This is a genomic window from Elioraea rosea, assembly GCF_007644105.1.
Lineage (GTDB): Bacteria > Pseudomonadota > Alphaproteobacteria > Acetobacterales > Acetobacteraceae > Elioraea_A > Elioraea_A rosea.
The window spans coordinates 1-21475 of sequence record NZ_VFAC01000023.1 but is presented as its reverse complement, the minus strand read 5'-3'; the positions used below and the strand labels follow the sequence as shown (position 1 = coordinate 21475).

Sequence of the window (21475 nt, the reverse complement as noted above, 5' to 3'; positions counted from 1 at the left end):
TGATTGATTCTGGGAGAGCTCGATTACCTGCGGTGGCATTGCTATTCGGATATGCAATTGGGCATCCGCGCCGGGCGAGCGCGGAGCTCCCGTCGCCCTCCCGAAGCGAAGCGGCAGTGGAACGACCGGCCGGGCCGCAGCCCGCGCCTCATGCCGATGATTGTCCTGCGCCGAAGGCGGCGCGCCGGTCAGCCGGCGCTGCCCTGGCTGATCGGGCTCGGCGCTACAGCTTCAGCCCAAGCCGCTGCACCATCGCCTTCTCCTCCTCCGTCTGCCTGGCGGCGAAGGCGGCGTAGTCGGCGCTTTTGAGGTACCAGGGCGCCATGTCGAACCGGTCCAGGATCGCCATGTGGGCCGGGTCGTCGATCGCGCGGCGGAAGGCGTCGTCGAGCTTCTGCACCACCGCGGGCTCCATCCCCTTCGGCCCGGCGAAGCCGTAGGGCGAGGAGGAGACGATCTCGTAGCCGAGCTCCTTCAGCGTCGGCGCGTCGGGAAAGTTCTTCGCCCTGTTCGCTCCCCAGGTGACGAGCAAACGCAGCCTGCCGTCGCGCACGAGCTGCGCCCAGCCTGAGCTGTCTGCCGTCGCCATCACGGTGCCGGCAAGGAGCGCAGTCTGGTTCTCGGCGACGCCGCGGAAGGGAACGTGCAGGAACTCCACCCCCGCCTTCAGCGCGAGCTGCTCCATCGTGATGTGCAGCGAGGTGCCGACCCCGGGCGTGCCGTAGGTCAGCTTGCCCGGGTTAGCCTTGGCCCAGGTCATCAGCTCATTGAAGGTCTGGAACGGGCTGTCCGCGCGTACGACCACGCCGAACAGGTAGCCGGTGATGTGGCTGACATAGGTGAAATCGGTCAGCGGGTTCCAGCCGGGCGTGGCCTGCATGAAGGGGAAGCGGAAGATGCTGATCGGCAGCTGCGCGAGGGTGTAGCCGTCCGGCCGGCTCTGCAGGAGCTGTGTCGCCCCTAGCGTTCCGCCGGCGCCGGGACGATTCTCCACCACCATCGGCTGGCCGAGGAGCTTGCCCGCTGCCTCGGCGATCGCGCGCATCTGCAGGTCGGTCGACCCGCCGGCCGTCCAGGGGCAGATGAGCCGGATGGGCCTGTCGGGAAAGCCCTGCGCCCGCGCGATGGCGGGCGCGGCGAGCGCCGCGGTGGCACCAAGCAGCACGGCGCGGCGGCCGGTGGCTACGCGCGCGGGTTGAACCGGCTCTGGGGTCATCGGATCGTTCCTCCCGTCGCGGCACCTCGTTCTCCGGTGCCCCCGTATCGGGGGAGTGTGCGGCGTCGGGCCGCCGCCCGGCAAGCCTCAGCGGATGGCGCGCTGGCCCGGGCCGGGCGGGGATGCGTTCGGCGTGACGCCGCCGACATGCGGCCCGGCCGAGGCCATCGCGCCCGACTTCTCCGCATCGCCGAGCGAGCGGAAGAAGCTGTAGCTGATGGTGATGACACGGAGGTCGCGCGTCGCGGGGTCGTCGAACAGCTTCGGGTCGACCCAGAAGGCGAGAGGCATCTCCACCTGCTGGCCTGGCGCGAGCGCCTGCTCGGTGAAGCAGAAGCAGGCGATCTTGTTGAAGTAGGGCGCCGCCTTCTCGGGGGTGACGTTGTAGGTGCTGATGCCGGTCACAGGCTGTGCGGCGTCGTTCCGCGCGGTGTAGAAGGCGATCCCCTCCTCCGCGCCGTGCAGCGTCACCGAGCGCTGGGCGGGCCGGAACGTCCACGGCATGCCGGCCTGGACGTTGGCGACGAACTCGACGCGGATCGTGCGCGCATCCTGCTCGGCCGGGATGTTGGCATTGATCATCGGCGTGCCGCCGAAGCCGGTGACACGGCAGAACAGGTCGTAGAGCGGCACGGCGGCGAAGGAGAGCCCCACCATGCCGGCCACCACGCCGGCGCAGGTCAGCGCGACGGTGCGGTTTGAGCGGGTGCGTTGGGGGCGATGCCCCCCGGGCGTGACCACGTTTGCGGGTTCTCCACCTGTGACATGCGGCTGATCGTCAGAGCGAAGAAGAGCACGACGAGCCCGAGCAGGACGACGAGCATGGCGCGGTTGCGCGTGCGCTGCCGGGCGCGCAGCGCGGCGGTCTGCTCGACGGTCAGGTCGGGGAGGCGATGCACGGCCTGCGGGTCAACCCCGTGCGGCGCCGGCTTCGGGCCATGGGCCGCCTGCGGCTGGGCCGGTTGTTGTGCTGCCATGGACATCAGATGGGAAGCAGCCCGGCGGATGCCAGCGCACGGTCGACCGCAAGGGCGCCGAACAGGGCGAACAGGTAGGTGATCGAGAAGCGGAAGCCGGCCTTGGCCGCGGAATCGCGCACTAGGCTGACGCCTGCCTCGTCCTGCGCCTCTGCCAGGATCGCGCGGGCGTGGCGGAGGAAGTTGAGGCCGAGCAGCACGGCCGTCGCGCCATAGAGCCAGCCCGCGAAGCCCATCGCCACCGGCGCGAGGCTCAGCGGCACGAGGATGGCCGTGTAGAGCATGATCTGCCGCCGCGTCTCGCGCGCGCCCGCGACCACGGGGAGCATCGGCACACCCGCCCGCGCATAGTCGGCATGTGCGAAAAGCGACAGCGCCCAGAAATGCGGCGGCGTCCAGAAGAAGATGATGGCGAACATCACCAGCGGCGCGGCATCGATCGTTCCGGTCGCCGCGGCCCAGCCGATCACGGGCGGGAAAGCCCCCGCCGCACCGCCGATGACGATGTTCTGCGGCGTGCGCCGCTTCAGCCACATCGTGTAGACGAACACGTAGAAGGCGATGGAGAGGGCGAGCACGAGTGCCGCCACCCAGTTCGCCGCAAGCCCCATCAGGACGACGGAGAACACCGCGAGCGTCGCGCCGTAGCCCAGCGCCGCCTCCGGCAGGACGCGGCCGGCGGGGATGGGACGCGAGGCGGTGCGCCGCATCAGCGCGTCGATGTCGCGGTCGTACCACATGTTGATGGCACCCGAGGCGCCCGCCCCGACGGTGATGGCGAGGATGGCCGCGAAGCCCAGAACGGGGTGGATCGGCGCTGGCGCGACGATGAGGCCGACGAGGGCGGTGAACACCACCAGCGTCATCACCCGCGGCTTGAGAAGCGCGATCCAGTCCGACGGCAGGGAGCCGAACAGCGCCTCCGGCCGTTCGCCTCCCGCCGGGTATGCGTCCCGCTCCCGCTCGAAGCCTGCGCGGTCGAGATCGGCCCCTGTCAGGCCAAGCTTTGCACCCTTTGCCATGTCACGCGGCGTCCTCCCGCCTCAGCGGATACGCGGCAGCTCCTCGAAGGCGTGGAAGGGCGGCGGGCTCGACAGCGTCCACTCGAGCGTGGTCGCCCCCTCGCCCCAGTAGTTGGGAGCGAGCTCCTCCTTCGAGGCAAAGGTCTTCCATACAACATAGAGGAACACGAAGGCCGAGGCGAAGCTGATGTAGCTGCCCCAGGAAGCCAGCATGTTCCAGCCCCAGAACGCGTCCGGATAGTCGGGGTAGCGGCGCGGCATGCCCTGAAGCCCGAGGAAGTGCATCGGGAAGAAGGTCAGGTTCACGCCAACGAACGTCGTCCAGAAATGCACCTTGCCCCAGAACTCGGGGTACTGGCGGCCCGACATCTTGCCGATCCAGTAGTAGAAGCCGGCAAAGATGCCGAACAGCGCGCCGAGGGACAGGACGTAGTGGAAGTGCGCCACCACGTAGTAGGTGTTGTGCAGCACCGTGTCGAGGCCGGCATTGGCGAGCACCACGCCCGTCACGCCGCCGACGGTGAACAGGAAGATGAAGCCGACGGCCCACATCATCGGCAGCTTCATCTCGATCGAGCCGCCCCACATCGTGGCGATCCAGGAGAAGATCTTCACGCCCGTCGGCACGGCGATCACCATCGTCGCGGCCATGAAGTAGGCGCGCGTGTCGACGCTCATGCCCGACGTGTACATGTGGTGCGCCCACACCACGAAGCCGACGACGCCGATCGCCACCATCGCGTAGGCCATGCCGAGATAGCCGAACACGGGCTTGCGGCTGAAGGTCGAGACGATGTGGGAGATGATGCCGAAGGCCGGCAGGATCATGATGTAGACTTCGGGGTGGCCGAAGAACCAGAAGAGGTGCTGGAACAGCACCGGGTCGCCGCCACCGGCCGCGTCGAAGAAGGCGGTGCCGAAGTTGCGGTCGGTCAGAAGCATGGTGATCGCGCCGCCCAGGACCGGTACGGCGAGCAGGAGCAGGAACGCCGTCACCAGCATCGACCACACGAACAGTGGCATCCGGTGAAGCGTCATGCCCGGCGCGCGCATGTTCAGGATGGTGGTGATGAAGTTGATCGCACCGAGGATCGACGACGCGCCAGCGAGGTGCAGGGCGAAGATGCCCATGTCCACCGACGGGCCCGACTGAAAGGTCGAGTTCGACAGAGGCGGATAGACCGTCCAGCCAACCCCCGCGCCCTGGCCTACGAAGGCAGAGCCGATCAGCAGCAGGAAGGCGGGAACAAGAAGCCAGAACGAGATGTTGTTCAGGCGCGGGAAGGCCATGTCGGGCGCGCCGATCATGATCGGCACGAACCAGTTGCCGAACCCGCCAATCAGCGCCGGCATCACCACGAAGAACACCATGATCAGGCCGTGCGCCGTGACGATGACGTTCCAGCCCTGCCCGTCGGCGAAGTACTGCATGCCGGGGTCCTGCAGCTCGAGCCGCATCAGCACCGACATGCCGGCGCCGATGAACGCCGCGATCACCGAGAACAGCAGGTAGAGCGTACCGATGTCCTTGTGGTTCGTGCTGAACAGCCAACGCGCCACGAAGCCAGGCTTGTGGTCGTGATGGTCATGCGCATGCGCGTCAGCGTGGGCCATGTCCGCTCCGTTCAACCCGCATCGGGCGCCGCGGCGCCCTCCTCGTCAAGAAATCCCCCGGCGGGCCCGTGCCCGCCGGCGATGTACACTACTGCGAGATGCCGCCGATCCGCTCGGCCGCAAGACGCATGACACCCTCGCCCTCTGCCGACGCCACCGGCGCGACGGGGCGGGCATTGTCGTTGGCGAAGCGCTGCCGCGCCTCCGCCACCCAAGCCGTGAACTCCGCCTCGGGCACGGCACGGATCACGATCGGCATGAAGGCGTGGTTCACGCCGCAGATCTGGTTGCACTGGCCATAGTAGACGCCAGGCCGGTCGATCCGGAACCAGGCCTCAAGCGTCCGGCCGGGGATGCCGTATTTCTGCAGGCCGAGCGAGGGGACGAACAGCGAGTGGATCACGTCCCGCGACGTCACCAGGACCCGGATGTCCTTCCCTGCCGGCACGACGAGCTGGTTGTCGACCTCGAGCAGGCGGCGCTGGCCGGGCTGCAGCTGGTCGGACGGCACCATGTAGCTCTCGAACTTCAGGCCCTCCTGGTCCGGATACTCGTATTCCCAGGCCCACTGGAACGCGGTGACCTTCACGGTCATGTCCGGCTCGCGCGCGCGGTCCATGTAGTAGAGCAGCCGGAAGGACGGCACGGCGATCACGACGAGGATGAGCACCGGAACCACCGTCCACGCCACCTCGAGAAGCGTGTTGTGGCTCGTGCGCGAGGGGTTCGGGTTCCGCGCGGCGCTGAAGCGGGTGATCGCGTAGGCGAGCAGTGCCAGGACGAAGATCGTGATCAGGGTGATGATGATGAGGACCATGTCGTGCAAGCTGCCGACACGCTCCTTGATCGGCCCGGCTGCCGGCTGCATGCCCATGCCCCAGGGCACAGGCTCGCCGACCTGGCCCTGCGCAAGCGCGGGCAGCGCCACGAGCCCGATCCCGATCCCCGCGGCGACCGCCGCGGCCAGCGACCAACGACTGCGTGACCAAAGACTGAAGGACGCCACGCCGCGGCAGAGGCTCGCAACCCGCATGATCAAACCTGTCCCGACCCGTTCCAGACAGCGCCCCGGCGCATGCTGCGGCGCGAAGCGGCGGGCCGATGTGTCGCGCGGACGGGCGCCAGGGTCAAGCATGCGATCCACCGCAGAAACGGTCCGGCCCCCGGGCTGGCGCGCGGGGGCCGGAAACGGTGCTCAGTCAGCGCCCTCCTTGGGCTTCTTCCGGCCGGTGAGCGGCACCCAGCCACGCCAGGCCTCGCGCCCACCCTCTGCAGGCTCGCGGGTCCTGATCAGGCTGAGCACGATCGATCCGCCGATCAGCGCCGCCGTGATGCCGAGCGCCGCCTCGACAGGCAGGAACTTCTCGCCCCACTCGTTCGCCTTCCAGACGTAGTTGCCGATCATCTTCGCGCCCACGACCATGAGAACGATCGCAAGCCCGTATTTCAGATAGTGGAAGCGGTGGATGATGCCGGCGAGCGCGAAGTACATCGCGCGCAGGCCGAGGATGGCGAACACGTTCGCGGTGTAGACGATGAACGGGTCGGACGTGATGGCGAAGATCGCCGGGATGCTGTCGAGCGCGAAGACGAGGTCGGTCGTCTCGATCAGGATCAGTACGAGTGCGAGCGGCGTGAAGTAGAACAGCCCGTCGCGACGGACGTAGAAATAGTCCTTCTCGTAGGTTTCCGTCACGCGATATCGCGACTTCATGAACTTCAGGATCTTGTTGTTGTCGAGGTCAGGCTCCTCATCGACCGCCTTCAGCATCTTCCAGCCGCTGAAGATCAGGAACGCGCCGAAGAGCAGCAGAACCCACTCGAAATTCGCGATCAGCTGCGCGCCCACGAGGATGAGCGCCCCGCGCATCACCAGCGCGCCGATGATGCCCCAGAACAGCACCCTGTGCTGCACGGCGGCCGGAACCTGGAAATGGCTGAAGATGAGGACGAAGACGAAGATGTTGTCGACCGAGAGCGACCACTCGATCAGATAGCCGGTGAGGAACTCGAAGCCCCTCGTCGTGCGTTCCGCCGGCGTCTCGCCATAGTAGAGGAACACGCCGGCGCAGAAGATCATCGCGAGAACGAAGAAGAAGGCGGAGCGGAGCAGCGCCTCCTTCACCGGGATGGGCCGGTCCCTCCGCGTGAAGACACCGAGGTCGAGCAGCAGCAGAAGCAGGATGAAGCCGTTGAACGCGACCCAGAACCACCAGGGTGCCGACATATCGGTCTATTCCTTCACGGCGCCGCGACGGCATGAACCCACGGCGGGACGCAGTTCTCCCGCCAGAGGGTCCGACATCGCGGTTGCCGGGCATGGCCTGGGCGCTGCGGCCATGCCGGTCCCTCCCGCCAGAGGGGCCCGGACCCGAGCGCGGCAGGTAGTGAGCGGCGGAACGCGATGCAAGCCCCGCGGCAGAATGCGTGCGGGGGCATGCGCGGCGGGGCGGGCTTTGCCGAGGGGGTTCCTTTCCGCTAGTGTCCCCCCCACATCACGGTCTGGGGCAGGCGGGGGCTTAGGCAAGCCTGCCGCTCCAGCACCATAAACGGAACGAGACAACGGCGCGGGACGGACGCACGCACGATGGGGACTTTCAGCATCTGGCACTGGCTTGTCGTGCTTCTGGTCATCCTGCTGCTGTTCGGCAGCGGCAAGATCAGCGGCCTGATGGGTGACCTCGCGAAGGGCATCAAGTCCTTCAAGCAGAACATCAAGGAAGACGAGAAGCCCGAGACGGCGACGGCCGAGCAGAAGCCTGCCGGCAGCCTCGCCGGACCGGAGGCGCAGGCCACCGCCCGCACGGGCGAGACCACGTCCGCCCCCCGGGGCTGACGGCCTCGATCGGGGGAAGGCGCTGCGGCGGCCTGGCGCGTTTCGCTCCGGGCCGCATCCGGCTGGCCTGACCCTGCAGTGAGTTGACGCGACGCGCGCCGCGCTGGGGCGGTGCGTGGCCGGATGCGGCGCAAGAACGCAGCCCGGCGACCGGATAGGGGGGCCGATGAGGAGCGAAACGTCCGGAGGCGGTGGCACGGCACGCGCGACCACGGGCCTCGCCCAGGAGACGATCAGCGCCGCCGACGCCGCGCGCATCGAGGACATGGAATTCGCCTCGAGCCGCCGTACCCTGACCGGCCCGATCGCGATCGGGCTGCGCTGGTTCGGCATCCTCTTCGTCGCCTTCCATCTCTGGACGCTTCTCGTCGCGCCGATCGACCCCCTGGTTGCGCGCGCGATCCATGTCTTCGCCGGCGCCGCCATCGGCCTCGGCGCCTTCGCCGCGACCACCAGCTCGCGGCTCGATCGCATCGCCTGGTACGACTGGCTGCTGATGGCCGCCTCGATCGCGGTCATCTTCCACTTCGCCCTCGACGCGGACGGCATCGAGATGCGGTCCTTCATGGGGCCGAGCACCCGCGACACGGTGGTGGGGCTTGCAGCGCTCGCGCTGCTAATCGAGTTCACGCGCCGCACCGCCGGCCTCGCGATGCCGATCATCGCGTTCGTCTTCATCGCCTACATCTTCGTCGGCCCCTGGCTTCCCGGCGCGCTCTATCACCGTGGCGTGCCCTGGCGCGAGGCCGTGAACTTCCTCGCCGGAACCGAGGGCATCTTTGGCATCACCACCTCCGTGTCGGCCACGTTCATCATCATGTTCGTGACCTTCGCGGCCTTCCTGCAGACCTCGAAGGCGGGTGACTACTTCAACGACCTTGCGATGTCGCTCGTCGGCTGGGCGCGGGGCGGGCCGGCGAAGGTCGCGGTCATATCGTCGTTCATGTTCGGCACCGTCTCGGGCTCGTCCGTCGCGAATGTCGTCGCCTCCGGAACCTTCACCATCCCCATGATGAAGCGCGCGGGCTACGACCCCGACACCGCCGGCGCGGTCGAGGCGACCGCCTCGACGGGCGGGCAGATCGCTCCGCCCGTGATGGGCGCGGGTGCGTTCATCATGGCCGAGGTGCTCGGCCGCCCGTACCAGGAGATCCTGATCGCCGGGATCATTCCCGCGATCCTCTACTACGTCGCCTGCTACACGCACGCCGACCTGCACGCGCTGAAGGCGAAGCTGCGCGGCCTGCCGCGCGACGAGCTGCCGCCACTGCTGCCGCTGCTGAAGCGGCTCTACCTGTTCTCGCCCCTCGTGATCCTGATCTACGTGCTTCTCTCTGGCTATTCGCCGTTCCGCGCGGCCGGGCTCGGCATCGCGGCGACGCTGGTGATCATGATCGTCACCTTCCTGCTGCACAGGCTCATGGTACAGCGGCAGAACCCGATCGCCGCCCTGGGCGGCGCCCTGGCGCAGCTTGCGCAGGCGATCGCCGACGCACTCGCCATCGGCGCGCGCGAGGCTCTGCAGCTCATCGCCGTCTGCGCCACGGCAGGCATCGTCGCCGGCGTGATCGGGCTGACCGGCATCGGCGGCCGCTTCGCCTCGATCCTGCTCGACCTTGGCGGCAACGTGCCCATCCTCGCGATGACCTTCGCCGCCATCGTCGCGCTGATCCTCGGCATGGGCGTGCCAACGACCGCGGCCTACGCGATCGCCGCCGCCGTCGTGGCGCCGGGGCTGATCCGCATGGGCGTGGAGCCGCTCGTGGCGCACATGTTCATCTTCTACTATGCGGTACTCTCGGCGATCACGCCGCCCGTCGCGCTTGCCTCCTTCGCTGCCGCGGGGCTCGCGCGCGGAAGCCTGTGGGGCACGAGCCTGAAGGCGCTGAAGTTCGGCATGGCGACCTTCCTGGTGCCATACATGTTCTTCATGAACCCGGTCCTGCTCGCGCAGGGCGAGCTCTTTGCCGTTCTTCAGGCGCTCGTGACGGCCGTGATCGGCGTGATCATGCTCGCCTTCGCGACGGAGGGGTATCTCGCCGGGCGGCTGCCGATCCCGCTCCGCCTCGTCGCCGCGGTCGGGGCGATCCTGTGCATCATCCCCGAAGGCATCACCGACCTTGTCGGCGTCGGAACCGGCGTCGCGCTCTATCTGTGGCAGAGGCAGGTCGCGAGGCGAAGCGGCGCCACCGCCTGAGCGTGGCCTCGGGCTTGCGCCGCGCGAGCGTGACGATGCGGCGACACGCCGGCCTTGACGCTTGACCCGCCCCGCCGCGCGCGGCCAGAACGACCGGGCGGCAGGCTCGGGCGCGTGAGGGAACCGGCGCGATGATCACGACCTACAAGGTCGAGGCGGGGCAGATGCGGGTGGGCGACGCGATCGTGTCGCTGCCGCCCCCCGGCGCCGCGCCCACCTCCACCCCTCCCGCCGCGCCGATCTGGATCGACCTGCTGCAGCCCTCGCTGCAGGAGGAGCGGCTCGTCGAACAGCTCATCGGCGTCGAGGTGCCTACGCGCGAGGAGATGCAGGAGATCGAGGCCTCCTCGCGCCTCTACCGCGAGGGCGAGGTGCTGTTCATGACGGCCCCCTTCCTGTTCGGCATCGACACCGGCGAGGTCGGCTCGACGCCGATCACCTTCGTTCTCACTACCTCCTCGCTGGTGACGATCCGCTACGCAACGCCGAAGGCCTTCGGTGTGTTCGCAGCCCGCGCGGCGAAGAACCCCTCGCTCGCGGCCACGCCGGACGGCGTCATGCTCGGCCTGTTCGAGCAGGTGGTCGACCGGCTCGCCGACATCCTCGAGCGCGTCGGCGCCGACATGGACCGCACGAGCCAGGCAGCCTTCAAGGCGGCGAAGAGCCACGACCGTGCCACGCGCAAGGACGAGACGCTGAAGGATGCGCTGATCGCGCTCGGCCAGGTCGGCGAGATCACCTCGCGGACCTCGGATACGCTTCTCGGCCTTTCGCGCATCCTCGCCTTCATCGCCGCGGAGAAGGACACCTGCATCCGGAAGGAGAACAAGAACCGGGTGAAGACCCTCGCGCGCGACGTGCGCAGCCTGATGGAGCACGGCAAGTTCCTGAACGAGAAGGCGACGTTCCTGCTCGACGCCGTGCTCGGCATCATCAACATCGAGCAGAACGCGATCATCAAGACCTTCTCGGTCGTCGCCGTGATCTTCATGCCGCCGACGCTGGTGGCCAGCATCTACGGCATGAACTTCCAGTTCATGCCCGAGCTGGGCTGGACGCTCGGCTACCCAGTCGCGATCGCGCTGATGATCGCCTCCGCCGTCGCCCCGCTCTGGTACTTCAAGCGCAAGGGCTGGCTTTGAGTCCAGGCCGGTCCGGCAGCATCAGCTCACTCGGAACGTCACAGTAAGCGAGGCTTCGGCGCCGACACCGGCGACGATCACGCCGGAATCGACGGTGATCGCGCAGCCGATCGATACGGTATCGAGCTCGAGCCCGGGCAGCGATATCAGCTTGGCCCGCAGCGTCGGACCGACGGCCTGCGCGACGGCGGCGACGCCATCGGCGATCCTCTCGGCGCTTATGCGCACGACCTTCGTGACCGCCTTGCCGGCATCCAGCGCCTGCTGTTCGCCTCCGCCAGCGCCCTTCCGCACCAGCCCACCGCCGCCAACCGCCGTCTCGACGATCAGAACCTCGATGTCAGGCATCACAACCTCCTAGAGATGGAGCTCGATCGCGAGCTCCGCCGTCACCTGCTCCATCGCCTGGCAAACGCCCTGCGCCAATCCCCCGGAGACTGGTCTGACCGTTCCGACGTAGAGCCCCACAGCGTCCCTCGTCCCGGCCCTCGTCGCGAGCGCGCCGCTGTCGCCACTCGCGTATGCCTGGTCGATTACCAGCCGATGCGGGACGGTGAACCCAACATGCGTGGAGGGCTGGAACGCGAGCAGCACCGTCGCGCGCGCTCTTGCCCCCTTTAGATGAACGTCGACGTCTACGCCGACGGCGGCGGGCAACACGTTGAGCAGCGAGGCGTGAGGCGGGATGGCCTCGGGGCAGAGTACGGCGGCATCGAGTGCATAGCCGACGACCGCATGCGGCGAGGGAGGCGTCATTGGCGTCACCGGCGTCGCCTCGATCGCGACATGCGCGGCGGTCAGCACCCCGCTACCCTGCATGCCGGTCGGGTTTGGCCCGCCGGAGACGGCCTGCGCCCAGCAGGCAGCCGTGCCGATCCGCGCCCCGGACGGATGCGTCGGCCCGGCGCGCTGGTGACGCTCGACCCGCGCCGGCAGCCGCAGCACCGGCAGCACGGCACCGTCGACTGTTAGCGGCTCTAGCAGCCCCGGGCTCTCCCCCGGTTGCCCGTCCGGAAACAGACAGAGCCCAAACACGAACCCTTCCGAGGCGCCGATCCAGATCGGCGTCACCATACCCTTCGGCAGCCGAGCGAAACCCGCCGCCATGAAGGGATAGTCGGGCAGCGGCCGTGCGGCGGCGCGCCACAGATCGGGCCGCGCGATAGCCGCGTCGGACGCAGCGGTGGTCCAGAGGAACGCCCGCGCAAGCCGCTCGTCGCCCATCGCCGCGGCTCGCCGCATCACCTGTTCGGAGACCGCAGGCACCCGGTCGGGCACGAGGCTCCAAGGGATCTCGGTCGGCATCGGCGCCTCCTTGGCTGATCCGTACAAAATCGTAACGGATTAGCCCCTCGCGGCGCAAGCCGCCGGGCGCGTTGATCAGAGCGCGGCGACCTTCTCGGCGAGCGCGAGCAGGTTCGCAGGCGCCGCCTCGAGCTCGGCCACCGGGATGCTCTCGGCCGGCTTGTGCGCCTCCGACACGTCCCCAGGGCCGAGCACGATGCAGGGCGCGATCGCCTGGAGCTCGGAGGCATCGGTGCCGTAGGGGGCCGTGATCGGCGCGACGCCGGTCAGCGCGACGGCGGCGGCGACGAGCGGATGATCGACGGCCAGTTCCGGCGGGGCACTCTCCCACGCCTCCTCGAGCGCGACCCCGAACTCCCGCGCCGCGTCGCGCACTGCCGTCACGATCGGCATCGGGTCGACCTTGCGGGAGTAGCGGAACTTGATGCGCGCCGTCGCCTTCGCGACCGTCACGTTCGCGGCCGTGCCATGGTTGTCGACGGTGATGTTGAAGTCGCTGAACGGCGGGTCGTAGGCCGTATCCTGCCAGGATGGGTCGTTCCGCAGCCGCTCGTGCACCGGCAGGATCGCGTGCAGGAAGCGGATCAGCGCGAGGTTGGCGTTCAGCCCCTTGCCTGTTGAGGAATGAGCCTGGACGCCGCTCGCCGTTGCCGTGAACTGCACATGCACGCGGTGCCCGCGCACGCAGCGCATGGAGGACGGCTCGACCACCACGATGCCCTTCGGCGCCGCGCGGCGGGCAAGTGCGCTCTGCTCGGCGATGAGGTGCGCGCCGGCCTTCGTGGTCTCCTCGTCGAAGGTGTAGAGCAGCGTGATGGGAAGCCCTGCGGGGGCGGCCTTCGCAGCGACGATGCTCGCCGCGAGCGGCCCCTTCATGTCGCAGGCACCGAGGCCGGTGAGCCTGCCATCGGCCACGACGGGGCTCCACGGGTCGGTCGTCCAGCCCGTTGCGGGAACGGTGTCCATGTGCGCGCTGAACGCCGCACCCGGCATCATCGGGCCGCGATGCGCCACGAGAGCGCGCTTGGCGACGCCCGCGGGGTCGATGAAGTCGAGTCGCTCGATCTCGAACCCGACCAGTTCCGCCTCGATACGGTCGGCCACCGCAAGGTTCGAGAGGGAGGAGCGGCTGTCGAGCGCGACGAGCTCGCGCGCCAGCCTGATCACGTCATTCATCGTCGGGTCCCCGTGCTTGCGGCGCGCAGCCTTGCAAGCCGGCGCGGCTTGGGCAAGCCTCTGCGGCGCATGGCACAATCTCCTTCCTATCTCGACCCAAGGTCGGGCCGCACCTGGCCGCTCGACCACCCGCGCTGGCGCTCGGACGATGGTGCGCCGTTGATGCTTACCGAGCTGCCCGGGCTTCGCCGCGATGCGATTGCGGCGGGCACGCGAAGCCTCTGGCGCTATCGCAGCGCGTTTCCCTTCGGGCCGGAGGTGGCCCCGATCACCATGGGCGAAGGCTGCACGCCGCTCGTGCCACGCCGCATCGGCGGGGCGGAGGTGCATCTCAAGCTCGAATGGTTCGCCCCTACCGGCAGCTTCAAGGATCGTGGCGCCTCGGTGATGCTCTCTGGCCTGCGCGCGCAGGGCGTCGAGGCGGTGCTTGAGGACAGTTCCGGCAATGGCGGGGCGGCGATCGCCGCCTATGCGGCGGCCGGCGGCATGGCGGCGACGATCATGGTTCCCGCCTCGACGTCACCGGCGAAGATCGTGCAGATGAAGGCCGCGGGCGCTGCGATCGAGCTCGTTCCCGGAACGCGGCAGGACTGCGCCGACGCGGCGCTCGCGAAGGCCGAGGCGATCTTCTACGCGAGCCACAACTGGCACCCGTTCTTCCTGCACGGAACGAAGACTCTCGCCTACGAGCTCTGGGAGGACCTCGGCTTCCGCGCGCCCGACAACGTCATCATCCCCTGCGGCGCGGGCTCGAACGTTCTCGGCTGCGACATCGGCTTCGGCGAGCTGCTCCGCGCGGGCGAGATCGCGCGCCTGCCGAGGCTGTTCGCGATTCAGCCGGCGAATGTTGGCCCGATCGCCGCCGCCTTCGCCGCCGGCTCCGACACGGTCGTTCCCTGCACCGTGGCGCCGACCATCGCCGAAGGCACAGCCATCGCCAAGCCGATCCGGCTCGCCGAGGTTCTCGGCGCCATCCGCCGCTCGGGCGGTGCGGCGGTGACGGTGACGGAGGCGGAGATCGAGACAGCGCTGTTCTCGCTCGCCCGCACCGGCATCTATGTCGAGCCGACCTGCGCGACGGCCGCCGCCGCGCTCGCCAACCTGCTCGCCGACGGAACGATCCGCCCGGGCGAGACCACCGTTCTCGTGCTCACCGGCACGGGGCTCAAGGCGACGGCGCGCATCGGCGCGCTGATGGGAATGGAGATCTGATCCGATGGCCAAGGGCCCGCCGCCACGCATCGCCGTGCTCGGCTTCTCGATCGAGTGCAACGCCTTCGCCCCGCCCGCCACGCGCACCGATTTCGAGGGATGCGTCTGGCTCGAGCGCGACGCGATCACGGCCGACGCACGGGCCCGCGCGCCCATCGCGCTTCCCGAGACGCCCGGCTTCTATGCAGCCATGGACGCGACCGGCCCATGGCAGCCCGTGCCGATCCTGCTCGCGATGGCCGAGCCGAACGGCCCCGTGGAAGAGGCGCTCTTCGCGGAGATGATGACGATCTGGCGCAAGGGCCTCGAGGCCGCCAAGCCGCTCGACGGTGTCTATCTCTGCCTGCACGGCGCCGGGCTGACCACCGCGCGGCAGGACCCAGACGGTGATCTCTGCGCGATGGTGCGCGAGGTGGTGGGCCCCGACGTGCCGATCGTCGCCACGCTCGACCTGCACGCCAACGTCTCGCAGGCGATGGTGGACAACCCCGATGTCTTCGTCGGCTATCGCACCAACCCGCACATGGACATGCGCGAACGCGGCGAGGAGGCGGCCGTGCACATGCGCGCCCTGCTGCGCGGAACCCGCACGGTGAAGGGCTTCGTCCGCCTTCCCATCGTTCCGCCGACCGTGACGATGCTCACCGGCCAGGACGCGACGGACCGACCCTATGGCGAGATGATCGATTTCGGCCAGCGGCGCGCGGCGGATGCCGACTGCGCAGGCCGGATCATGAACGTCTCGGTGATGGGTGGCTTCGCCTACGGCGATACGGCGAAGAACGGCCTCGCCGTCGTCGTCACCGCGCGCGAGGAGGATGCGGACGAGGCCCGCTCCGTCGCCATCGAGGTGGCGGAGGTCGGGTGGATGAACCGCGAGCGGTTCCGCGCCAGGCTGACAAGCCTCGAGGATGCGACCGCGCTTGCGCTTGCCACGGGGGCGGACCCGAACAAGCCCGCGCAGTGCTTCGCCGACGTTGCCGACAATCCCGGAGGCGGCGGGCGCGGCAACACGATGTGGATCATCGAGGCCTTCCACAAGGCGGGCGTGCAGGGCTGCTATGTGGGCATCATCAACGATCCGCCGCTCGCTGCCGCCGCGCATGCCGCAGGCAAGGGTGCGACGATCACCGCCCGGTTCAACACCGCAGAGACGAACGAGTTCTCCAAGCCCTTCGAGGCCGAGGCCAAGGTGATCGAGCTCGGCGACGGGCACGTCACGGGGCGGCGCGGCATCTTCGCCGGCCGCGACATGCGGCTCGGGCCAACCGCCGCGCTCGCCATCGGTGGGCTCACGGTCGTCGTCGTGTCGTACCGCACGCAATGTGCCGACCCTGCCTTCTTCGAGATGCTCGGGCTCGACATCCGCGCCGCACGGTCGGTCGTCGTGAAGTCGCGCGGGCATTTCCGCGGCGGGTTCGACGAGTTCTTCGGCAATGACCGCATCACCGAGGTCGACGCGCCGGGCCTCTGCTCGCCCATGCTCAAGCGCTTTGCGTGGAAGAACCTGCCGCGGCCCGTTATCCCGCTCGACAATGATGTGACCTGGCAGCCGCCCTCCTTGCGCCGCTGAGCGCTCGCGCGGCACACTGCCGTAACGTCCGGGAGACGCAACAGGAGGGAGGTTCACGCGATGCGCATCCGCTCATGGCTTGCCGCGACACTTCTCGCATCCGCACTCGCCGCACCGGCGTCGGCCGAGACGCTGACGATGGGCATCAAGCTCGGCCCCTCGTCCATGGACCCGCATTTCCGCTACGCGGGAGAGACGGACAACACGCTCGAACACCTCTACTGGCGCCTGATCCGCGAGAGCCCGACGAAGGGCATGGAGCCGGGGCTTGCCGCCTCCTGGCGTCTCGTCGATCCGCTGACGTGGGAGTTTTCGCTCAGGCCCGAGGCGAAGTTCAGCGACGGCAGCCCCGTCACGGCCGATGACGTCGCCTTCAGCCTCGCCCGCGTGCCGCGCATCGAGGGCTCGCCGGGAAGCTACGTGATCTTCACCCGCGCCATCGCCGGCGTCGACGTGGTCGACCCCCGCACGGTGCGAATCAGGACGCGCGAGCCCTATCCCTTCGTGCCGGTCGACATGGCGCGCATCTTCATCGTGCCGAAATCGCTCGGCGAAGGCATCCGCACGGCCGATTTCAACGCCGCCCGCGCGCCGGTGTTCTCCGGCCCCTGGATGCTCGAGAGCTGGCGGCCTGGCGAGGTGATGGAACTCGTTCCGAACCCGCATTGGTGGGGCGAGAGGAGCCCCTGGACGCGCGTGTCGATCCGCACGATCTCGAACGACACGGCGCGCACGGCCGCACTTCTCTCCGGCGCGGTGCAGGCGATCGACGAGGTGAGCCTGACCGATCTCGGTCGCCTCCGCACGGACACGCGCGTCTCCGTCACGCAGATCGCCGGAAGCCGCGTGATGTATGTCGCGATGGACATGGACCGTGACGTCTCGCCGCATCTGCGCGACCGGGCCGGCGCGCCGATGACGACGAACCCGCTGAAGGATGTGCGCGTCCGCCGCGCGCTCAGCCATGCGATCAATCGGGAGCTTCTGGTCGAGCGCGTGCTCGAGGGCGCGGCCACGCCGGCGGCGAACCTCCTGCCGGACGGCGCGCCGGGGCTCTCGCCCAACCTGCGCCCCGTCGCGTTCGACCCCGACCGCGCCCGCACGCTGCTCGCCGAAGCGGGCTATCGCGACGGGTTCCGCCTCACCCTGCACGCAACGAACGACCGCTACCCGAATGACGACAAGGTGGCCCAGGCGATCGCTCAGATGTGGGCGCGCATCGGCATCCAGACCGAGGTGGCGCTGCTGCCCAACGCCGCCTTCTTCCCCGCCGCGAGCCGGCAGGAATTCAGCGTGATGGCGGCGCAATACGGAACGTCGGACATCTCCACGATGTACCGCGCCCTGGTGCATACCTATGACCGCGCGGCGGGCCTCGGCTCGGCCAACCGCACGCGGCATTCGAGCCCGGATGCCGACGCGCTCGTGCGCCAGGCGCTCACCGAGATGGACGAGGAGAAGCGCAACGCCCTGTTCGCCCGAGCCTCCGAGATCGCGCTCGACCGCGACATGGCGATCATCCTCGGCTACTACCCCTCCTACATCTTCGCCGCGACCGGTGGGCTCAGCGTGACGCCCTACAACGACGGCCGCTTCCTCGCGCACGCCATCCGGAAGAAATGATGCGCCTCGCAGACCTCACCACGCCGTCGCTCCTGCTCGAGCTGCCGGCGCTCAAACGCAACCTCGCCGCCATGCACCATGCGGTGGCGCGGCACGGCGTCGCGCTCAGGCCGCACATGAAGACGGCGAAGTCGGTCGAGGTCGCGCGGCTCGCGACGAAGGGCGAGGCGGGCGGCATCACCGTCAGCACGCTCGCCGAGGCACGCTACTTCGCCGCCGCAGGCTTCCGCGACCAGATCTACGCCGTGGGCATCACGCCGCAGAAGCTCGATGCGGTGGCGGAGATGAACGCGCGCGGGGCCGAGGTGAAGGTCATCACGGACGACGCCGATGCGGCTGCGGCGATCGCCGCGCATCCGGGCCCGCTCACCGCCCTCGTCGAGGTCGATGTCGGCGAGGGCCGCGGCGGCCTCGGGCCGGATGACGAGGCGCTCGCCGCCATCGCCGCGCGCCTCGGCCAACGCTTCGCCGGCGTGCTCACCCATGCGGGGCACTCCTATGCCGGGCGAAGCATCGAGGACATGCGGCGCATGGCGGAGACGGAACGCGCAGGCATCGTGCGCGCGGCCGAGCGCATCCGCGCAGCGGGGCAGACCGTGCGCATCGTCTCGATGGGCTCGTCGCCGACTGCGCTGCACGCGGGGCACCTCGAGGGCGTCACGGAGGTGCGCGCCGGTGTCTACATGTTCGGCGACCTTCTGCAGTGCCAGATCGGCACCGAGGCGCGGGACGACATCGCCGTCTCCGTGCTCGCCTCCGTCATCGGCCGGCGGCCTGAGAAGAACCAGATCCTGCTCGATGCCGGTGCGCTCGCTCTCTCGAAGGACCGCAGCACCGAGGCGGCGCCGAAGGATTACGGCTTCGGCCTCGTCGTCGGGCTCGACGGACGCCCGAGCCTCGGCGACGCCATCGTCCGCCGCGCCTACCAGGAGCACGGCGTGGTGGAGAGCGACCGCCCCCTGCCCTTCGACGCGCTGCCCATCGGCGCGAAGCTGCGCGTGCTGCCGAACCATTCCTGCCTGACGGCGGCCGCCTACCCCGCCTATCACGTGCTCGACGGGTCGGACGAAATCGTCGCCGTGTGGGATCGCGTGAACTACTGGTAGAATTTATTCGGCGGGTTGCGCCGCGACGCGCGCGGCCTGCGCCGTCCCTGCGGTGAACACCGCCGCAGCGAGGCAGAGCGCGGAGACGACGAGGGTCAGCCCCGGCCTGCCCATGTCGACCAGAGCGCCGAGCGGGGCCGGAACGATCGCCTGGCCGAGCGGCAGGCCAGCAGAGACGAAGCCGAACACCTGGCCGGTCGTTCCGGGCGGCGCGGCCTTCCGCACAAGCATGTCGCGCGCGGGCATCAGCACGCCGAGCATCACGCCTGCTACGGCCGCCGTCACGATCAGCCCAACCGCCCCCATCGGCACCACGCCGAGCGCGGCGACGAGCGTCGCGCAGCCGAGCAGCATGATCGCGACCGTCGTCGCGTGCCGTGCCGTGCGATCGGCGAGCCAGCCGCCGAGAAGCGTTCCGCCGGTGCTGCCGAGAAGCCAGGCCGTCAGTGCGGCCGCGGCGGCGGCGAGCGTCACGCCATGGATCTCGGGCAGCACCGTGACGAGGAAGGTCTGCACCCCCGAGCCGCCCATGGCGAGAAGCGTCATGAAGGCGAAGAGAAGCAGGATCGGCCGTGCCGTCAGCACCCGCACGGGGCTTCCAGTATTGGCGTGGCGCGCGATGTCGCTCCGGAACACGCGTCGGAACAGAACGAGCGCGAGCACCACGGGCGCAGACATCAGCCCGACGGCGATCAGCGCGCCGCGCCAGCCGAACAGCGCCTCGAACCCGATCGACACCGCGGGGGCGGCGGCGAAGCCCGCATACCCGGCCGCCGTGTGCAGGCTGAAGGCGCGGCCCATCCTTTCCTGGCTCACCGAGCCAGCGAGGATCGCGTAGTCCGCCGGGTGGATGGTGGCGTTGCCCAGGCCTGAGACGAGCGCCGCGGCCAGGAACCACCACCAGCCTGGCGCCAGCCCCATGCCGATGCTTGCCGCGGCCATCAGCAGCGTGCCACCGATCAGCCAGGGTGCCGCACCGGTGCGGTCCACCCACACGCCGATGGGCGTCTGCCCGAGCGCAGTGACGGCAGAGAGAATGGCGACGGCGCCCCCGAGTGCGGCATACGAGACGCCAAGCTCCTCCCGCATCATCGGGAAAAGGGGAGGGATGGCGAGGATGGTGAAGTGGCTGATGAAGTGCGCAGCACCAATCAGCGCTATGACCAGCGCGTCACGCGCCGCGGGCCGCTCGATCGTCGTTTCTGCACCCATCCCGGGCACGGTAGCCGATGCGGCGCCGGGAGCCTATTCCCCGGCGCCGACCCGCACGGCGTCCAGCCGTCAGAGCAGGTCGTCGCTGTCGAACACGTCGCTGTCGAAGCCGTCATCCGCCGGCGGCTCCTCGATCATCGCCGGCGGTGGCTCCGCCGCCTCCGTCGTGCCGCCAAGGCCCATCATCGAGCCGAGCATGCTGCCGAGCATCATGCCGCCCATGACGCCGACCGCGGTGCTCGCGGCCGTGCCGAGGAAGCCGGATCTGCGCTGGTCGAACAGCCCGGGGCGATGACCAGGTGCCTGAACGTTGGCCGGAGGCGGGGCGGCGGAACCGCCTCCGAACAGGCCGCCGAACATGCCCTTCGGCTGCTGGGCCTGCCACTCGGCCTGCTTCACCCGGTTCGTGGCCTCGGCGAGCGCATGCTCCTGGAAGAAGGCGAGCTGCGTGATCCGATAGCGCGCTTCCGGGTACTTCTCGAACAGCTCCCGCAGCAGCGCATCGGCCTCGGGGTCGATGGGCTCGCCGCCGGCCTTGGCCGTACGGGCGACAAAGGCGGTGATCAGGCCGCGTTCCTCGTCGGTCATGGCATCCTCCTCTGCACCGGCGCGCACGTGGCCCGCGCCGGCCTCGCCTTCAAGAACCCACACAGGCTTGTCACGCTGCGCCGGGCCTAAAGCCCAAGACGTGGCGCCTCGATGGCCGGGCAGCGGTCCATCACCACCTTCAGGCCTGCCGTACGGGCACGGGCGGCGGCGGCCTCGTCGACGACGCCGAGCTGCATCCACACGACCTTCGCGCCGCACGCGATCGCCTCGTCGACCACCGCGCCGGCTTCCTCGCTTCGGCGGAAGATGTCGACCATGTCGATGCCGCCCGGAACGTCGGCGAGGCGTGCAACGACCGTCCGCCCATGGATCGCCTGGCCAGCGAGGCCCGGGTTGACGGGGGTGACGTCGTAGCCGCGGGCGAGCAGCCAGCGAAGCACGCCGTTGCTCGGCCTCTCCGCCTTCGCAGAGGCGCCGACCAGAGCGATGCGCCTGACGCTGGTGAGGATGTCGCGGATCGCCGCGTCGTCGTTGCCGTCATGCATCGCACATCCTTGCGCGGAGCGGCGCATGAGGGAAGGGATGGGGCATGCGCGTTCCCGCACCCCTCGCCTGGCTCGCCCTCGCCGCCGCCCTCGGCGCCGCCGTTGCCGCCGCTGCGCCCCCTGTCGCGCTCGCCGCGCAGGCGGCGCTTGCCCTCCTCGCGGCCCGCCGC

The 21475-nt window shown here is 69.2% G+C and carries 20 protein-coding genes; 7 read left to right on the top strand and 13 right to left on the bottom strand.

Translation table 11 applies throughout. From position 1 onward, the window contains the following. Positions 1-223: 223 nt before the first annotated feature. From FIF60_RS14140 to FIF60_RS14110, 7 genes are all read right to left on the bottom strand, one after another. Entirely contained in the window at positions 224-1216 is a 993-nt protein-coding gene (locus FIF60_RS14140) for a tripartite tricarboxylate transporter substrate binding protein (RefSeq protein WP_144186742.1), read from the bottom strand. A gap of 87 nt (positions 1217-1303) precedes the next feature. Beyond that, positions 1304-1873 carry a cytochrome c oxidase assembly protein gene (locus tag FIF60_RS14135; RefSeq protein WP_239451637.1) on the bottom strand — a complete coding sequence of 190 codons (570 nt, stop codon included), beginning with the start codon at positions 1871-1873 and terminating at the stop codon, positions 1304-1306. A 23-nt stretch (positions 1874-1896) separates the two neighbouring features. Next, positions 1897-2193 (bottom strand): hypothetical protein, encoded by a 297-nt coding sequence (locus FIF60_RS14130; protein WP_144186740.1) that lies wholly within the window; start codon positions 2191-2193, stop codon positions 1897-1899. 5 nt (positions 2194-2198) lie between these two features. After that, on the bottom strand, positions 2199-3215 hold the full coding sequence (locus tag FIF60_RS14125) for a heme o synthase (RefSeq protein ID WP_144186739.1): 1017 nt from the start codon (positions 3213-3215) through the stop codon (positions 2199-2201). Between the two features lie 21 nt (positions 3216-3236). Next, positions 3237-4829, bottom strand: coding sequence for a cytochrome c oxidase subunit I (ctaD, locus tag FIF60_RS14120; protein WP_144186738.1), 1593 nt, complete (start codon positions 4827-4829; stop codon positions 3237-3239). A gap of 88 nt (positions 4830-4917) precedes the next feature. Next, positions 4918-5757 carry a cytochrome c oxidase subunit II gene (coxB, locus tag FIF60_RS14115; RefSeq protein ID WP_239451636.1) on the bottom strand — a complete coding sequence of 280 codons (840 nt, stop codon included), beginning with the start codon at positions 5755-5757 and terminating at the stop codon, positions 4918-4920. Positions 5758-6024: 267 nt separating this feature from the next. Next, positions 6025-7056 (bottom strand): TerC family protein, encoded by a 1032-nt coding sequence (locus FIF60_RS14110; RefSeq protein WP_144186736.1) that lies wholly within the window; start codon positions 7054-7056, stop codon positions 6025-6027. A gap of 360 nt (positions 7057-7416) precedes the next feature. Between FIF60_RS14110 and FIF60_RS14105 the strand changes: the two genes are divergently transcribed. The 3 genes from FIF60_RS14105 to FIF60_RS14095 all read left to right on the top strand — a co-directional run bounded on the left by FIF60_RS14105 (position 7417) and on the right by FIF60_RS14095 (position 11004). Next, entirely contained in the window at positions 7417-7665 is a 249-nt protein-coding gene (locus tag FIF60_RS14105; protein WP_144186735.1) for a twin-arginine translocase TatA/TatE family subunit, read from the top strand. Positions 7666-7831: 166 nt separating this feature from the next. Continuing rightward, the gene (locus FIF60_RS14100; protein ID WP_144186734.1) at positions 7832-9862 is read left to right on the top strand and encodes a TRAP transporter permease; all 2031 of its coding nucleotides are present in this window, start codon (positions 7832-7834) and stop codon (positions 9860-9862) included. A 131-nt stretch (positions 9863-9993) separates the two neighbouring features. Further along, on the top strand, positions 9994-11004 hold the full coding sequence (locus tag FIF60_RS14095; RefSeq protein ID WP_144186733.1) for a magnesium transporter CorA family protein: 1011 nt from the start codon (positions 9994-9996) through the stop codon (positions 11002-11004). Between the two features lie 21 nt (positions 11005-11025). Here FIF60_RS14095 and FIF60_RS14090 read toward each other — a convergent pair whose 3' ends face one another. The 3 genes from FIF60_RS14090 to FIF60_RS14075 all read right to left on the bottom strand — a co-directional run bounded on the left by FIF60_RS14090 (position 11026) and on the right by FIF60_RS14075 (position 13485). Next, positions 11026-11352, bottom strand: a complete 327-nt coding sequence (locus FIF60_RS14090) for a CU044_2847 family protein (protein WP_144186732.1) — start codon at positions 11350-11352, stop codon at positions 11026-11028. A 9-nt stretch (positions 11353-11361) separates the two neighbouring features. Continuing rightward, the gene (locus tag FIF60_RS21620; RefSeq protein ID WP_158639216.1) at positions 11362-12309 is read right to left on the bottom strand and encodes a hypothetical protein; all 948 of its coding nucleotides are present in this window, start codon (positions 12307-12309) and stop codon (positions 11362-11364) included. A 75-nt stretch (positions 12310-12384) separates the two neighbouring features. Further along, the gene (locus tag FIF60_RS14075) at positions 12385-13485 is read right to left on the bottom strand and encodes a M20/M25/M40 family metallo-hydrolase (protein WP_144186730.1); all 1101 of its coding nucleotides are present in this window, start codon (positions 13483-13485) and stop codon (positions 12385-12387) included. Between the two features lie 69 nt (positions 13486-13554). On the opposite strand from FIF60_RS14075, the gene FIF60_RS14070 reads away from it, so the two are divergent. Genes FIF60_RS14070 through FIF60_RS14055 form a run of 4 tightly spaced genes read left to right on the top strand, consistent with a single transcriptional unit; the run spans position 13555 to position 18999 of the window. Next, positions 13555-14697 carry a pyridoxal-phosphate dependent enzyme gene (locus FIF60_RS14070; RefSeq protein ID WP_144186729.1) on the top strand — a complete coding sequence of 381 codons (1143 nt, stop codon included), beginning with the start codon at positions 13555-13557 and terminating at the stop codon, positions 14695-14697. Between the two features lie 4 nt (positions 14698-14701). Continuing rightward, positions 14702-16270: a M81 family metallopeptidase gene (locus FIF60_RS14065; protein ID WP_144186728.1), complete on the top strand. Its 1569-nt coding sequence runs from the start codon at positions 14702-14704 to the stop codon at positions 16268-16270. A gap of 60 nt (positions 16271-16330) precedes the next feature. Beyond that, positions 16331-17893, top strand: coding sequence for an ABC transporter substrate-binding protein (locus tag FIF60_RS14060; RefSeq protein ID WP_144186727.1), 1563 nt, complete (start codon positions 16331-16333; stop codon positions 17891-17893). Next, on the top strand, positions 17893-18999 hold the full coding sequence (locus FIF60_RS14055; RefSeq protein WP_204251202.1) for an alanine racemase: 1107 nt from the start codon (positions 17893-17895) through the stop codon (positions 18997-18999). The genes FIF60_RS14060 and FIF60_RS14055 overlap by 1 nt, the downstream gene beginning before the upstream one ends. A gap of 3 nt (positions 19000-19002) precedes the next feature. Here FIF60_RS14055 and FIF60_RS14050 read toward each other — a convergent pair whose 3' ends face one another. The 3 genes from FIF60_RS14050 to FIF60_RS14040 form a co-directional block, all read right to left on the bottom strand. Further along, a complete protein-coding gene (locus FIF60_RS14050; protein WP_144186725.1) occupies positions 19003-20211 on the bottom strand; it encodes an MFS transporter in 1209 nt (402 codons plus the stop codon). 69 nt (positions 20212-20280) lie between these two features. Then, complete coding sequence (locus tag FIF60_RS14045; protein ID WP_144186724.1) at positions 20281-20799, bottom strand: DUF2076 domain-containing protein; 519 nt, start codon at positions 20797-20799, stop codon at positions 20281-20283. An 86-nt stretch (positions 20800-20885) separates the two neighbouring features. After that, positions 20886-21305 carry a CoA-binding protein gene (locus tag FIF60_RS14040; protein WP_144186723.1) on the bottom strand — a complete coding sequence of 140 codons (420 nt, stop codon included), beginning with the start codon at positions 21303-21305 and terminating at the stop codon, positions 20886-20888. Positions 21306-21475 lie beyond the last annotated feature (170 nt).

Bases quoted from the DNA above. Each gene is read 5' to 3' on its own strand.
- FIF60_RS14140 (WP_144186742.1), bottom strand. From the start codon at position 1,216: ATGACCCCAGAGCCGGTTCAACCCGCGCGCGTAGCCACCGGCCGCCGC.
- FIF60_RS14135 (WP_239451637.1), bottom strand. From the start codon at position 1,873: ATGGTGGGGCTCTCCTTCGCCGCCGTGCCGCTCTACGACCTGTTCTGC.
- FIF60_RS14130 (WP_144186740.1), bottom strand. From the start codon at position 2,193: ATGGCAGCACAACAACCGGCCCAGCCGCAGGCGGCCCATGGCCCGAAG.
- FIF60_RS14125 (WP_144186739.1), bottom strand. From the start codon at position 3,215: ATGGCAAAGGGTGCAAAGCTTGGCCTGACAGGGGCCGATCTCGACCGC.
- ctaD (WP_144186738.1), bottom strand. From the start codon at position 4,829: ATGGCCCACGCTGACGCGCATGCGCATGACCATCACGACCACAAGCCT.
- FIF60_RS14110 (WP_144186736.1), bottom strand. From the start codon at position 7,056: ATGTCGGCACCCTGGTGGTTCTGGGTCGCGTTCAACGGCTTCATCCTG.
- FIF60_RS14105 (WP_144186735.1), top strand. From the start codon at position 7,417: ATGGGGACTTTCAGCATCTGGCACTGGCTTGTCGTGCTTCTGGTCATC.
- FIF60_RS14100 (WP_144186734.1), top strand. From the start codon at position 7,832: ATGAGGAGCGAAACGTCCGGAGGCGGTGGCACGGCACGCGCGACCACG.
- FIF60_RS14095 (WP_144186733.1), top strand. From the start codon at position 9,994: ATGATCACGACCTACAAGGTCGAGGCGGGGCAGATGCGGGTGGGCGAC.
- FIF60_RS14090 (WP_144186732.1), bottom strand. From the start codon at position 11,352: ATGCCTGACATCGAGGTTCTGATCGTCGAGACGGCGGTTGGCGGCGGT.
- FIF60_RS21620 (WP_158639216.1), bottom strand. From the start codon at position 12,309: ATGCCGACCGAGATCCCTTGGAGCCTCGTGCCCGACCGGGTGCCTGCG.
- FIF60_RS14075 (WP_144186730.1), bottom strand. From the start codon at position 13,485: ATGAATGACGTGATCAGGCTGGCGCGCGAGCTCGTCGCGCTCGACAGC.
- FIF60_RS14070 (WP_144186729.1), top strand. From the start codon at position 13,555: ATGGCACAATCTCCTTCCTATCTCGACCCAAGGTCGGGCCGCACCTGG.
- FIF60_RS14065 (WP_144186728.1), top strand. From the start codon at position 14,702: ATGGCCAAGGGCCCGCCGCCACGCATCGCCGTGCTCGGCTTCTCGATC.
- FIF60_RS14060 (WP_144186727.1), top strand. From the start codon at position 16,331: ATGCGCATCCGCTCATGGCTTGCCGCGACACTTCTCGCATCCGCACTC.
- FIF60_RS14055 (WP_204251202.1), top strand. From the start codon at position 17,893: ATGCGCCTCGCAGACCTCACCACGCCGTCGCTCCTGCTCGAGCTGCCG.
- FIF60_RS14050 (WP_144186725.1), bottom strand. From the start codon at position 20,211: ATGGGTGCAGAAACGACGATCGAGCGGCCCGCGGCGCGTGACGCGCTG.
- FIF60_RS14045 (WP_144186724.1), bottom strand. From the start codon at position 20,799: ATGACCGACGAGGAACGCGGCCTGATCACCGCCTTTGTCGCCCGTACG.
- FIF60_RS14040 (WP_144186723.1), bottom strand. From the start codon at position 21,305: ATGCATGACGGCAACGACGACGCGGCGATCCGCGACATCCTCACCAGC.